Below are 12,693 nucleotides of genomic sequence, written 5' to 3'. Positions count from 1 at the left end.
GTTCAGGCTCCTCCACCGGCAGCGCCGGACACCTGCACCGGGGAACTCTCCCGAAACAGGCGATTGAGATCGGCAACGACCTGTCGGGCTTGATGCCGGAAGGTCATGCCGGAAAGGATGCGTTCGGACGCGGCCTGCTGGAACGCCATGTAGCCGTCATGGCGCGGCCGCACCCATGCACCCGCCAGTGTCGCGCGCGTGTCCCGGTAGAAATTGCCGGTCGCTTCATTGACGGCCTGATCTTCCCAGGCCGCTGCATGGCCGGGCTGGCCGCCGGCGGCGGCATAGGCGCCGCGCTGGACATCGCCGCTCGAGACCCAATAGGCAAAGTTGATCGCGGCATCCCTGGCTTTGGAAAAGGCTGATACGGCTATGCCGGTGCCGCCGAGCGCCGAACCGATCGGGCCGCCGGAACCGATGACCGGAACATCGGCAAAGGCCAGCCGGTTCGCCCGAAAGCCAGTCGTCGCATAGGAAACATAGCCATAGATCAGTGGCGCGCAGACGAACCTGGAACCGGCCTCCGCCATGCGCTCCGAGACGGCAATCGGATCCATCTCCAAGCAAGCCGGATCAACGAGCGCTGCAATCTCGCGCATTGCTTCAAACACTTCGCTACCGGCGTCAACATCGATGAGATCGTGGGATGGATCGGTGGTGCAAGGACGGCCGAGATTGCCTGCGAATGTGTAAAACACCATCAACACGTGAGGCGGCCGCAGCGGCAGCAGCACACGGCCTTGCCGGGCGAGATCGAGCACCTCGCTCCAGCGCGCCGGTGGCGCCTCGATCGCATCCGGCCGCCATGCCTGGACCTGGGTTGCCGCATCGATCGGGAAAGCCCATTGCCGTCCTTGCCAGTTGTAGCTCGGATAGGACTGGCCGACGCTGCCCGAGGCAAGGGCCGTGCGTTCCGCCTCGCGTCCGGCGACATCCAGCGGCTCCAGGCAGCCTTCGGCCGTGATCTGGCCGACATGCGGATGGTCGATGACGATGAGATCATAGGCGCGCGCCAGTTCCTCGACCGGGAAGGATTCGAAATCCTGCAGCGAGCGCTTGTCCCATTCGATGGCAATACCGGTCTTCTGCTGCCACAGCGCCGAGCAGGCGACCATCGGATCGTAGCCACGCGGATGGCTCCAGGTCATGCCTTTGAGCTTGGGCACGCTCACAGGCCGAACTCCGCGCGGATGGCGGCACTGTGCTCGCCGATGCGCGGCGCCGCCCGATCGACCTTGGCCCTGATGCCATCGACCCGGAGCGGCGAACTCGTCGTGAGGATCGAGACGTCATCCTCGCGCGTCACCGTCTGCAGCATATCGAGCGATTGAAACCCCTCGCTTGCCAGCATCTCGGGCCAGGTCAGTACCTTGGCGCACCAGATGTCGGCCGGCTCGAGGATATCAAGCCATTCGTCGATGGTTTTGGTGGCGATCCGCTGCGCGATGATCGCCTTGATGTCGTCGCGCGCGGTGAACCACGATGCAGGCTTGTCGCGATAGGGTGCCAACTCGCTGAGCGACAAGAGGTCGGCCAGCTTGGGGATCGGCGTCATAGCGATGGCGAGATAGCCGTCCTTGGCCGGGTAGACACCGTAAGGCGCCGACAGATAGGCATGCGCGCTGCGGAAGCTGGAGCGCCTGGGCAGCCGGCGGCCGTCATTGAGATGCGTCGTCAGCACCTCGAACTGGAAATCGACCAGCGCTTCCAGCAGGCTGGTTTCGATATGGCTGCCCTGACCGGTGATGCCGCGCCGCACCAGTGCGGCCAGAATGCCCTGCGCACAGGCGGCACCAGCCAGCATGTCGCCGATGGCGAGGCCGAACGGCACCGGTCCCTGATCCTCGTCGCCGTTCAGCCACATCACGCCGGAACGCGCCTGCGCCAAGAGATCCTGGCCGGGCCGTTTGACCCATGGCCCATCCTCGCCATAGCCGCTGATCGAAGCATAGACCAGCCGCGGGTTGATCTTGCGGACCGCTTCATAGTCCAGGCCGAGCCGTTCGATGACGCCCGGCCGGAAATTCTGGATCAGCACGTCAGCCCTGGCCAGGAGGCCGCGCAACGCTTCGAGATCGGCCTCGTTCTTGAGGTCGATGGCAAGACTTTCCTTGGCCCGGTTGATGGCGTGGAAGATGGTGGAATCGCCGCCGATCTCGGTGTCGCTGAGATAGAGCCGGCGCGACAGGTCGCCGCCATCCGGACGCTCGATCTTGATCACGCGGGCGCCGAGATCGAGCAGCCTGAGTGAGCAGTACGGGCCCGACAGGAACTGGCTCATGTCGACGACGACGAGACCGGCGAGCGGCAATTCGGCTGCTGCCGGCATGCTATTTCTCCGTCTTGCCGACGAAGTCGGCCGGGTTGCGGTACTTCACCGTCTGCAGATGCTCGCAATAGAGAACGAGCTCGCCTTCGCCCTTGAAAACCTCATAGCTGGCGCGGATCAGCCCCATCTCCTTGTAGCGGGGCTTCTTGTCGAGGTTGGAGCGGATCGAATAGATCGTGTCGCCAATGAAGACAGGCTTTATGAAACGGAGCTTGTCGTAGCCATAGGAAAAGGCGTTGACGCAATTGGTGGCGACCAGGCCGAGGCCAGCCGAGAAGACAAAGGCGCCGGCGATCAGCCGCTTGCCGAAAACGCCTTCGCTCTCGGCAAATATCTGGTCCTGCACATAGGGGTGGATGTCGAGCACCAGCGTGTTGAACAAATGGCTATCGCCTTCGGCCATGGTCCGTCGCAACGAGCGGATCTTCTGCCCGACCGGCCAATCCTCATAGAACCAGTTTTCGGCGTTCCACACCGGCAGCGCGGCGTGATCCCCAGGCATGTTCTTGGGATGCGTCGAGGCGACACCGACGGTGGGCGCGAAATCGTTCATGGCCGGCACCGCCAGCCTTGTATGGGGCACGTCACAGCTGCCGGAAAACGCATCAAGGCGTCGAAATGCAAGACGTCTCCTCCCGTCAATCTTCTTTTGTAAATAGTATTTTCACATATGGGGTTGCGTTGCAAGCGTGAACAGGCGAAATTTTGGCTGCTCCCGCGCGCCGAAGCGCAGGCGGGCAGGGGAGGAAATCATGCGCAAGGATTGTCTGGTCTTTGTCGGCAGCCTGAACCGCGAGGCGCCGTATTTTCAGGGCGCTCGGGGCGTCGGTCTCGGCGTCTACAGCTTTGACGAGACGACGCTGGAAACACGAAAACTGGCCGAGACCAACGATGTCGACAATCCGACATTCCTGTCGGTGACGCCAGACGGCTCGCACATCTATGCCAATTCGGAAGTCTTCACCTGGCGCGAGGGCACCGTCTCCGCCTACAGCTTCGATCGAGCTTCTGGTACGCTCATTTATCTGAACAAGCAGCCGTCGCTCGGCAGCATCACCGCCCACAACACCATCACCCGCGACGGGACGAGGCTGCTGGTCGCCAACTATGGCATGGGCGAGGGCGGTCCGGATTGTGCCGTGGCGGTTTATGGTTTCGAAAAGGACGGCGCGCTGTCGGCGCCGCTGGCCAGCGTATCGCATTCCGGCACCGGCCCGAATGCGGCGCGGCAGGAACGCTCGCATGCCCACAGCGTCACCGAAACCATTGCCGGTGGTGGCATGGCTATCGTCGCCGACCTCGGCATCGACCGGCTGGTGTCCTACCGCATCGGGCGAGATGGCGAGCTCAGCAAGCTCGCTGAATCCGCTCTGCCGCCGGGCGCCGGTCCGCGCCATCTTGCGTTGCATCCGAACGGACGCTTCGTCTTTGTCATGAACGAGCTGGATTCGACAATTGTCTCGATGGCGCTGGACGAGGCATCAGGCAAGCTGTCCATCATCGACGCAAAGCCGGCGGTGCCGGCCGAGGCGCGCGACAGCAACCATTGCGCCGATATCCAGATTTCGCCGGATGGCCGTTTTGTCTACGGCTCCAACCGTGGCCACGACAGCGTCGTCATCATGGCGGTCGATCAGCAGACAGGTTCGCTGGCCCTCGTCGGCTATGTCCCTTGCGGCGGTGCGACGCCGCGCAACCTGGCGCTGACGCCTTCAGGCGGCCATCTGTTCTCGGCTAACCAGAATGCCGACCGCATCTCGATTTTCGCTCGCGACGCCGAGACCGGCATGCTCAGCGACACCGGGCGCGCCATCGNGCCATCGAGATCGGCACGCCGATGTGCATCAAGATCGTGCGCTGAACGCCCACAACTGTGAAGCCCTGGACAAAATCGCCCTGGGCTCAAGCCTGTTGTATTGCCGAGAGCTTCCAGTTCGAGCCATTCTCACGCACGAATGTCCACAGCTCGGTCGTCTCTGTCGGATGATCATCGTCGCCCGCGACGACCTTGCCGCTGGCCCGTTCGCGCGTCACGTCACGAGACTCGTAGCGCAATGCGGCCGTGGCGTAGTCGCGGTCATCCTCACGCCAGCTTTCAGCGACGTCGGCCTGCAGCAACGTGACGTCCGTTACCTCGTTCCTGAGACCTTTCTGGGCATTGTCGGCCAGCTCTTCCGACAGATAGGACACCATTTCGGGGGTAACAGCCCGGCGCAGAGCGGCATGGTCTTCGCGCCCGAATGCTTCCTGGACATCGGTCAACAGCTGCTGGAATGCGTCGAGGTCGGTCTGAGCCAGCGTGATCTCATCAGAACCGATGGCCGGAGAGCTTCCGCCCGAAACACCGCCAAAGCCAGGAATTGTGAAGGAGCCTGCAGTCTGCTGCCCTGCCGTTGCGCGGTTCTCAAATCTCGAAGCCTGGGCATTGCCGACACCGGCGAGCGCTGGCGCAGGACCACGCGCCGATTGCGAGCGGAAGAAGCGGATAGCCAGCATGATCGTGCCACCGATGAGCAGGGCCTGAAGCAGGAAACCGAACATGCCGGCCAGGCCGCCGAAGCCTTGGCCGACGAGCAGGCCGATCAGGCCGCCGAGCAGCAGGCCGCGCATCATCGTTCCACCGAAACCGCTCATGAAGCCGGGCCTCTGCGGGCCGGCCTGCGGCTGCTGGGCCGCGTTGTTCGCACCGGTGTTGGGCGTCATCGAACGCTCGACTGGAGCGGTCGGGGCCGGTGCGGTCCTGGTCGGCGGTGCCGATTGGAACGTGCGCATGCCACGACTGCCGAAACTGCCGCCGCGGCGCGCCTCGGCATGGTCTATCGCAACCATCGAAAACGCCAGGAACAGTCCTGCAAAGAGGGCTGCAAATCGGCTTGTACGGGAAGTCATCGGAGATGAACCTTTGTCTCTGCGGTTTCGGAAGTTTTCAGCCGCCGCCGGGTGCCGGCGTCATGCGGTCAATCGAACAACTCTTCGAAAAATGATTTCTTCCGCTTCGGATAGCGGTGGCCGTGGGAGCGGGAATAATCGTCGTCGCGGCCCTGGCCGTGTTGCGGCTGGGAGAATGCTGCCGGCTGTGGCTGCGGCGCGGGCGCCGCTTCCCTGCCGGAACGCTCGATGATTTTGTCGAGTTCTCCCCGATCAAGCCAGACGCCGCGGCACTGCGGACAGTAGTCGATTTCGATACCCTGGCGTTCGCTCATCACGAGCGCAACGCGGCAGGAGGGGCAAGTCATGCCAAGAAGAGAAGATGTCATACGGGGCTCCAAACCGAAAAAGATTGAGCCCGCTTGACCGAAAACATGGAAACGGGCCCGTTAAAGCGGTCCGACATCACGATCGCCAAAAGCGATAGTCAGAGGGGCCCGGCCCGCGTGAGACAGTTAGGAATGCAACTCGGCGCCTTCAAGAGCGATATCGCCCCCAGGAACGATTTGTTTGTCAACTCCGCTCAAATCATCACCACGATTTTGCCGAACTGCTCGTTTGATTCCAGATACCGATGCGCTTCGACGATCTGGTCGAACGCAAAGGTCCGGTCGATGATCGGTCTTAGTGCCCCACTCTGCAGGCCTTCGACGATGAACGCCTTGGCGGCCTCCAGCTTTACCGGGTTACCGGTGATCTGGTGCACGAGGTAGCCGCGCAGTGTCAGCGTCTTGCTCAGCACCGCTGGCAGCGGGAATGGCGTCGGCGCGTGGCTCAGTCCGCCATATTCGATGAGGATGCCGCTATGCGACATGGCCGCCGTCAGCGGCTCGAAGATCGGGCCGCCGACCGCATCAAACACGACGCGCACGCCTCGCGGCCCGGCGATCTGGTTCAATCGCGCCGCCAGATCCTCCTCCGTCGAGGCCACGACGTCGGCCGCGCCGGCCTCGAGCAGCGCCCGCATCTTCGCCGATGTCCGCGTCACCGCGATCGCGGTCGCGCCGACCTTGTTGGCGATCTGGATCGCCGCAAGCCCGACACTGCTCGATGCTGCTGTGATGACGACGGCGTCTCCGCTGTGCAGCCCGGCGATGTCGATCAGCGCGCCATAAGCGGTGAGATATTGCATCCAGACCGCCGCTGCCGTTTGCCAGTCAAGCGACTGCGGATGCTTGACGACAAGTCGGGCGGGGTAGGTGGCAAGATCGCCATAGGCCGGCCAGCGGATCATCGATTGCGGCGGGATGACACTGACGCTGTCACCTGGCGCGAAATCCTTCACGCCGTCGCCAATAGTCTCGACGACACCCGCCGCTTCAAGACCAAGCCCCGAGGGGAGCGTCGGCGTCTCGATATAGGCGCCCGCGCGCAGCAGCGCTTCGGCGCGATTGAGGCCGAGTGCCTTGACCCGGATTTGAACTTCGCCCGGCCCCGGTGGGGAAAGCGCGACATCCTCGATGCGCAGAACCTCCGGGCCACCATGCTGGTGAAAGCGAACTACGCGTGTCATTCGGGATACTCCAAATCATCTGAACCGAATGAGCTATGCAGCTAGGCTTGCCGGGGATAAATGGCTGTAAGGGAAGAACAGTAGAAACCAGGAGTTTTGAATATGGATCGGCTTGAGAGCATGTCCGTGTTCGTCAGGGCCGTCGACCTCGGCTCGTTCGCAGCCGCCGCAGTCGCACTCGATCTGTCCGGACCAATGGTTGGCAAGCATGTGCGGTTCCTCGAGGAGCGGCTGGGCGTGCGGCTGCTCAACCGGACCACGCGGCGGCAGAGCCTGACCGACTTCGGGCGCGCCTACTATGAACGCTGCCGGGTGGTGCTGGCCGAGGCCGAAGCCGCCGATGCGCTCGCCGCCGACCAGTTCTCCGAACCACGTGGAAAACTGCGGGTCACCATGCCGGCGCATTTCGGCCGCCATTGCGTTGCACCCGTGCTGCTGCGGCTGGCGCGGCAATATCCGATGCTGGAGCTCGACCTGTCGCTCACCGACCGCTTCGCCGATCTTGCCGAAGACGGATACGATCTCGCCATTCGGACCGGTGCTCTGGGCGACAAGGCGGGGTTGATCGCACGCCGCGTCGCGCGCCAGGACATGGTCGTCTGCGCCGCACCCTCCTATCTCAGAATTCATGACGAGCCGCAGCGTATCGAGGATCTCGCTGATCATCAGGCGATTGTCTACCGCCGGCTCGGCCAGGTCGTTCAGCCGTGGCTGTTTGCGCGCGAGGGGCAATCCGTACAGGAGATTACGCCAACCGGGCGGCTGCGGCTCGACGATCTCGATGCCATCGCCGATGCGGCTGTTGAGAGCATGGGGCTTGCCTGGCTGCCCTGGTGGCTGGTGCGCGAGCGCATTGAAGCCGGTGCGCTGGTGGCGCTGTTGCCGGACCAGCCGCGATATCTCTACGACTGCTACGCCCTTTGGCTGCAGACACCGCATCTGCCGCTGAAGGTGCGGCTGGCCGTCGATGCGCTGGCTGCCGCCTTGCCGAGATCGATGGCCTGATTGCCAATCGCAGCCGCTTTCAGTTGAGGTCGCGCGGATACTCCTTGACCTCGCTGCGATCGACGACCACTTCATCTCCGTCATGGGCAGTGATGTGGGTCTCGATCCGCCAGACATCGCGCAGCGCGCGCACGGTCGCCTTCACCGAAAGGCGCGCCTGCCAGTCGCCGCGGCCATAGGACTTTTCCCAGGTGCAGGTGCCGACCGCCGAGTTCGGATCGTCGGGGTGGATGGTGAACCGGTCGACATGCCTCGCCGCAACGGTCATCTGCGTATGTGGATGCCGCACCGTGCCGCCATCATTGACGACCTGATAGACGGTCTCGCCGGTGACCTGGTCCGCCGACACCGAGCGCTGAAAGCCGTCGCCCTTGGCCAGAACCTCCTGCTCCATCGGCTTGGCGCTTTCAGGTCCCAGGAAGGCCCCTAGCGTGTCGTCCAGCTTCTGCGGTGGGCGTACCGGCAGGATCAGCCGGCTGTCGCCGCAATGGATCGACAGCGTCGCCTGTTCGGCGGTCGGGAAGACGATCGGCCAATGCGATGTCGCCAGTGCCAGCCGGATACGCTCGCCAACCTCGAAACGCTGCCCGCAGCAGCGCAGCTTGATGCGCACCGTTTCCGCCTGGCCCGGCACCATGGGTGCGATGTCCAGATCATCGTTGCGATGGCTCAGGTTGAGGATGCCGTAGCTGATGCGCGAGGCAGCACCTTCAGGGAACACTTGCGACAGCGTGGCGGACAGAAGGGCGACGGGCTTGTCAGAGGAGAGCCTGACCTCGAATTCGGGGAAACCAAGGATCTCGATGGCTTCGGTCAACGGCGCGGTCTCGAAGATCAGGGCATTGCCTTCCTCCGTGCGCTGGTCGACCGGCAAAGTCGGCATGACGCCATAACCGCACCAGGCGCCGGACGACAGGCCGGCCGTCTGCGGCGACGAAATCTCCAGGATCGTATCTTCGCCCCTGGCCTCGCTCAGCACATGCGGCGCAAGGTTCAGCACCTTTTCGCCAACGCCTGGTCCCGGCCACGCCGGCTCCGCCACCCAGCGGCCGGGCCGCTCGTCATAGATCGCCGCCGGCCGTGCGGGGTCCTGAATCCAGGCGCGCAGCATCGGCTCGTCGGCAATGCCGGTGTCGATGCCCTTGAGATATTGATCCCACCAGCGCAGGCACTCCTGCAGGAAGCCGATACGCGGGCCGGGCATGGCGAAGTGCGGATATTTGTGGCCCCAGGGTCCGATCAGGCCCTTGCGAGGACCGCTCAGTTTTTCCAGCATCCGGAAGATCGGATTGGGATAGCCGTCGGCCCAGCCGCCGACGGCATAGACCGGGATTTCGACATCGGAATAGTCCTCGCAGATCGAGCCGTGCTTGTAGAAATCGTCGCGGCGCTGGTGTTCGAACCAGTCCTGCATCCAGATGCCGTTGCCGTTCAGCCGTTGCTCCCAAAGATCGCGCCAGCGATCGCCGACAATGAACGGGTCGGGCGGGGTCATGGCGATGGCCCAGGCGGTGGTTCCCCACATCAGATTGTCGCACATCATGGCGCCGCCGAGATAATGCACGTCATCATTGTAGCGATCATCCGTGGAGCACAGCGAGACAACCGCTTTCAGTGCTGGCGGTCGCCGCGCGGCGACCTGAAGCCCGTTGAAGCCGCCCCAGCTGATGCCGATCATGCCGACACTACCCGAGCACCAGGATTGCCGGGCCAGCCATTCGATGACCGCCAGACAGTCATCCTGCTCCTGCTTCAGATACTCACCCTTGCACAATCCCTCGCTGTCGCCTGAGCCGCGCATGTCGACCCGCACGCCGGCATAGCCGTGACCGGCAAAATAGGGATGCGTCAGCGCATCGCGCTCCACCGTTCCGTCGCGCTTGCGGTAGGGCAAATATTCGAGGATCGCCGGCACCGGATCGGCCTCCGCGTCTTCCGGCAGCCAGACACGCGCCGCCAGCTTGACGCCGTCAGGCATCGGAATCCACAAATTCTCGATCTCGCGGATTTTGCGCGGGAAATCGGTGACGACGCGGATATCTTGCATGGCGGCTCCTCTCGACGCCCCGGCCGACAACTTGCGCCGGTGGCGATCCTTATGTGTTCAGCGGGAAATGGCAGGTCAGGCGGCCGTTTCCGACCGCGACCGGGATGGGGACATCCACCGCGCAGCAGCGCTGGGCCTGCGGACAGCGTGTGTGAAATTCGCAGCCTGAAGGGCGCGCCAGCAGGGAGGGAACGTCGGCCGGCAGCGTGATGCGCTGGTGCACCCGATCTGGGTCCGGCTCGGGATTGGCGGACAGAAGGGCCGCCGTATAGGGATGATGCGGCGCGCGGAAGATCGCTTCGGTTTCACCCTGCTCGACGAAGCGCCCGAGATACATCACCGCCATGCGGTCGGCGATCTGGCGCACGACATGCAGATTGTGGGTGATGATCAGCATCGACAGGCCCATTCGGTCGCGCAGGTCGTTGAGCAGGTTCAGCACCTCTCCCTGCACGGAGACGTCGAGGCCGGCGGTCGGCTCGTCGGCGACGACCAGCACCGGGTCCAGAGCGATCGCCCGCGCCACACCGACGCGGCGCGCTTGGCCGCCGGAAAGCTGGTGCGGGTAGCGGTCGGCGAAATCGCGCGGCAGCCCGACCAGCGCAAGAAGCCGTGTGACTTCGGCGTTGAGATCGCGATCGGACAAGCCGTGAATGACGAAAGGCTCAGACAGCAGCGAGCGCACGCTGAGCCGTGGTGACAGCGATCCCACAGGATCCTGGAACATCATCGGCATGCGCCGCCGCACCGGTTTCATGGCGGTGTTAGACAGGCCTTGCAGTTCCTGCCCTTCAAACAGGATCGTGCCCGCCTTCACCGGCTGAAGACCGTTGAGCGTGCGCGCCAGCGTCGTCTTGCCCGAGCCGGATTCGCCGACCAGCGCGAAGGTGCTGCCTCGTTGAAGCGTGAAGCTGACGCCGGAGACCGCTTCGATCTCGGTGGCCCGCCCCGCGAGCCTGGCGGACAGGCCGCCAGCGCGGAACGCGACGCGCAAATCATTGACGCTGAGCAGGTCTTCGGAGCTCATGCGTTCATCGCTCCCAAGGGAATGTCCGCATGCCAGCAGTGGGCGATGTGAGACCCACCGAGGACTGCGCTGGGAGGCGTCGTCAGGCATTGGGCGTCGGCGCGATCGCAGCGCGGCTGGAAGACGCAGCCGCTCGGCCGGCGGCGCAAATCCGGCAAGGTCCCGGCAATGGTCGGCAGGCGAGCAACCCGCTGCGACAGCCGGGCGGGATCGCAAGCCAAAAGCTTCTGCGTGTAGGGATGACGCGCATCGTGGAATATCTCGCGGGTCGTGCCGCTCTCCACTACTTCGCCGGCATACATCACGATCATCTCGTCGCAGAGTTCGGCAATCACGCCCAGATGATGCGAGATGAACAGCACCGAGCAGCCGATGTCGCGCTGCAGATCCTTGAGCAGTTCGATGGTGGCCACCTCCAGCGTCGCATCGAGTGCCGTCGTCGGCTCGTCGGCGATCAGCAGCGCCGGCTCCATCATCAGCGCCATCGCAATGGCGATGCGCTGCTTCATGCCGCCGGAGAACTCGTGTGGAAACTGCGTCAGCCGGCTTCCCGGATCGGGAATGCGAACCTTGCGCAGCATGGCGACGGAGCGTGCATCCTTGTCCCGCTTCGACAGACCCGAGCGATACTGAATGTCGCGCATCTGCCGCCCCACCGACAGCACCGGGTTGAGCGCGCCCATCGGATCCTGGAACACAGTGGCGATCCTGAGGCCACGCAGGCCGCGCATCGCGGTCGGGTCGAGCCGGGCAAGGTCCTTGTCGCCCTCGAAGATGATCTCGCCCGATGTGATTTCACCATTGTCGGCGAGCAGGCCGAGAATGGCGTTGATGAGCGTCGATTTCCCGCAGCCGGATTCGCCGACCACGCCGACGCTGCGGTTGGCCGGCACGCAAAAACTCACCTGCTTCAGCGCCTCCAGTCGCCCGGCCTCGGTGTGGAAGGCGACGCTCAGATCCTTGACCTCGAGAACCGTCATGAGCGTCCCTTCAGCCTGGGATCGAAGAGGTCGCGTAGCGTCTCGCCGAAGAAGGTGAAGCCGAGCGTGGTCAGCACGATCGGCAGGCCGCCGGCAATCACGATCCAGTAGGAATCGCGGATGTTGGCGAAGCCGTCATTGAGGATCGCACCCCAGCTCGGCGTCGGCGGCCGCACGCCGAGCCCGAGGAAGCTCATGCCCGCCTCGATCGCCACCACCACGGGAATGTCCATCGAGATCAGGATCAGGATCGGGCCGATGATGTTGGGCAGGATATGGACACGCAGGATGCGGCCGGCGCTTGCCCCCATCGAGCGCGCCGCCATGACGTGTTCGGCCGATTTGAGCACCAGCGTCTGGGTTCGGATGATGCGCGCATAACCCGGCACATTGACCAGCATCACCACCAGCACCACCGCGTAGAGCGAGGGGCCGAACAGGGTGACCAGCGTCAGCGCCAGCATAACGGTGGGAAAGCTCTTCACGGCGTCGAAGATCAGCAGCAGCACATTGTCGAGCCAGCGCGGCCCATAGCCTGCGATCAGCCCTAGCACGACGCCGACAACCAGCGACACCGCTGTCGCGCCCAGCGCGATCAAAAGCGCGACGCGTCCGCCATAGAGCACCCGGGTGAGAAGATCGCGGCCGAGATGGTCGGTGCCGAGCAGATGCAGGAGGCTCGGCGAAGCGAAGCGTTCGGCCGGCGATATCTTGCTCGGCGCATAGCTGGTCAGGAGGCTGGCGAAGACCGCCGACAGCACCACGACCGTCACCAGCGTCAGGCCGATCGCGCCGAGCGGCTCGCGCATGATGCGGCGCAAGGTGCGCCATATCATGCCGAGACGGAAGCTGCGGGATGGCAGC

At 63.9% G+C, this 12,693-nt stretch carries 12 protein-coding genes; 2 read left to right on the top strand and 10 right to left on the bottom strand.

Features of this window, described 5'->3' with window-relative positions; all coding sequences use genetic code 11:
* Window positions 1-2: 2 nt before the first annotated feature.
* Genes X735_RS163635 through X735_RS163645 form a run of 3 tightly spaced genes read right to left on the bottom strand, consistent with a single transcriptional unit; the run spans window position 3 to window position 2,882 of the window.
* On the bottom strand, window positions 3-1,172 hold the full coding sequence (locus tag X735_RS163635; protein WP_023808857.1) for an extracellular solute-binding protein: 1,170 nt from the start codon (window positions 1,170-1,172) through the stop codon (window positions 3-5).
* On the bottom strand, window positions 1,169-2,329 hold the full coding sequence (locus X735_RS163640; RefSeq protein WP_023808856.1) for a CaiB/BaiF CoA-transferase family protein: 1,161 nt from the start codon (window positions 2,327-2,329) through the stop codon (window positions 1,169-1,171). The genes X735_RS163635 and X735_RS163640 overlap by 4 nt, the downstream gene beginning before the upstream one ends.
* A gap of 1 nt (window position 2,330) precedes the next feature.
* A complete protein-coding gene (locus X735_RS163645) occupies window positions 2,331-2,882 on the bottom strand; it encodes a MaoC family dehydratase (RefSeq protein WP_023808855.1) in 552 nt (183 codons plus the stop codon).
* A gap of 199 nt (window positions 2,883-3,081) precedes the next feature.
* Here X735_RS163645 and X735_RS01000000165485 point away from each other — a divergent pair, with 199 nt between their 5' ends.
* Window positions 3,082-4,206 carry a lactonase family protein gene (locus X735_RS01000000165485; RefSeq protein ID WP_245273052.1) on the top strand — a complete coding sequence of 375 codons (1,125 nt, stop codon included), beginning with the start codon at window positions 3,082-3,084 and terminating at the stop codon, window positions 4,204-4,206.
* 25 nt (window positions 4,207-4,231) lie between these two features.
* Here X735_RS01000000165485 and X735_RS163650 read toward each other — a convergent pair whose 3' ends face one another.
* From X735_RS163650 to X735_RS163660, 3 genes are all read right to left on the bottom strand, one after another.
* The gene (locus X735_RS163650) at window positions 4,232-5,218 is read right to left on the bottom strand and encodes a Tim44 domain-containing protein (protein WP_023808854.1); all 987 of its coding nucleotides are present in this window, start codon (window positions 5,216-5,218) and stop codon (window positions 4,232-4,234) included.
* A gap of 68 nt (window positions 5,219-5,286) precedes the next feature.
* Entirely contained in the window at window positions 5,287-5,586 is a 300-nt protein-coding gene (locus X735_RS163655; RefSeq protein WP_023808853.1) for a zf-TFIIB domain-containing protein, read from the bottom strand.
* 194 nt (window positions 5,587-5,780) lie between these two features.
* Entirely contained in the window at window positions 5,781-6,770 is a 990-nt protein-coding gene (locus X735_RS163660) for a zinc-dependent alcohol dehydrogenase family protein (protein ID WP_023808852.1), read from the bottom strand.
* 102 nt (window positions 6,771-6,872) lie between these two features.
* On the opposite strand from X735_RS163660, the gene X735_RS163665 reads away from it, so the two are divergent.
* A complete protein-coding gene (locus X735_RS163665; RefSeq protein ID WP_023808851.1) occupies window positions 6,873-7,775 on the top strand; it encodes a LysR family transcriptional regulator in 903 nt (300 codons plus the stop codon).
* A 19-nt stretch (window positions 7,776-7,794) separates the two neighbouring features.
* Here X735_RS163665 and X735_RS163670 read toward each other — a convergent pair whose 3' ends face one another.
* The 4 genes from X735_RS163670 to X735_RS163685 are packed head-to-tail and all read right to left on the bottom strand — an operon-like array spanning window position 7,795 to window position 12,665.
* Window positions 7,795-9,822 carry a CocE/NonD family hydrolase gene (locus tag X735_RS163670; RefSeq protein WP_031212303.1) on the bottom strand — a complete coding sequence of 676 codons (2,028 nt, stop codon included), beginning with the start codon at window positions 9,820-9,822 and terminating at the stop codon, window positions 7,795-7,797.
* Between the two features lie 49 nt (window positions 9,823-9,871).
* The gene (locus X735_RS163675; protein ID WP_023808849.1) at window positions 9,872-10,849 is read right to left on the bottom strand and encodes an ABC transporter ATP-binding protein; all 978 of its coding nucleotides are present in this window, start codon (window positions 10,847-10,849) and stop codon (window positions 9,872-9,874) included.
* Complete coding sequence (locus X735_RS163680) at window positions 10,846-11,829, bottom strand: ABC transporter ATP-binding protein (RefSeq protein WP_023808848.1); 984 nt, start codon at window positions 11,827-11,829, stop codon at window positions 10,846-10,848. The genes X735_RS163675 and X735_RS163680 overlap by 4 nt, the downstream gene beginning before the upstream one ends.
* Window positions 11,826-12,665 (bottom strand): ABC transporter permease, encoded by an 840-nt coding sequence (locus tag X735_RS163685; RefSeq protein WP_031212293.1) that lies wholly within the window; start codon window positions 12,663-12,665, stop codon window positions 11,826-11,828. Before X735_RS163685 ends, X735_RS163680 begins: the two co-directional genes overlap by 4 nt.
* Between the last annotated feature and the right edge of the window lie 28 nt (window positions 12,666-12,693).

The sequence above is a fragment of the Mesorhizobium sp. L2C084A000 genome, assembly GCF_000502875.1.
Lineage (GTDB): Bacteria > Pseudomonadota > Alphaproteobacteria > Rhizobiales > Rhizobiaceae > Mesorhizobium.
Note: the sequence above shows the minus strand (reverse complement) of the source record. Positions and strands in the feature narration are given on the sequence as shown.

What these genes read in the sequence shown, in the direction of transcription:
- X735_RS163645 (WP_023808855.1), bottom strand. Translation starts at nt 2,882, where the DNA reads ATGAACGATTTCGCGCCCACCGTCGGTGTCGCCTCGACGCATCCCAAG.
- X735_RS163680 (WP_023808848.1), bottom strand. Translation starts at nt 11,829, where the DNA reads ATGACGGTTCTCGAGGTCAAGGATCTGAGCGTCGCCTTCCACACCGAG.
- X735_RS163670 (WP_031212303.1), bottom strand. Translation starts at nt 9,822, where the DNA reads ATGCAAGATATCCGCGTCGTCACCGATTTCCCGCGCAAAATCCGCGAG.
- X735_RS163685 (WP_031212293.1), bottom strand. Translation starts at nt 12,665, where the DNA reads ATGATATGGCGCACCTTGCGCCGCATCATGCGCGAGCCGCTCGGCGCG.
- X735_RS163655 (WP_023808853.1), bottom strand. Translation starts at nt 5,586, where the DNA reads ATGACATCTTCTCTTCTTGGCATGACTTGCCCCTCCTGCCGCGTTGCG.
- X735_RS163675 (WP_023808849.1), bottom strand. Translation starts at nt 10,849, where the DNA reads ATGAGCTCCGAAGACCTGCTCAGCGTCAATGATTTGCGCGTCGCGTTC.
- X735_RS163640 (WP_023808856.1), bottom strand. Translation starts at nt 2,329, where the DNA reads ATGCCGGCAGCAGCCGAATTGCCGCTCGCCGGTCTCGTCGTCGTCGAC.
- X735_RS163650 (WP_023808854.1), bottom strand. Translation starts at nt 5,218, where the DNA reads ATGACTTCCCGTACAAGCCGATTTGCAGCCCTCTTTGCAGGACTGTTC.
- X735_RS163665 (WP_023808851.1), top strand. Translation starts at nt 6,873, where the DNA reads ATGGATCGGCTTGAGAGCATGTCCGTGTTCGTCAGGGCCGTCGACCTC.
- X735_RS163660 (WP_023808852.1), bottom strand. Translation starts at nt 6,770, where the DNA reads ATGACACGCGTAGTTCGCTTTCACCAGCATGGTGGCCCGGAGGTTCTG.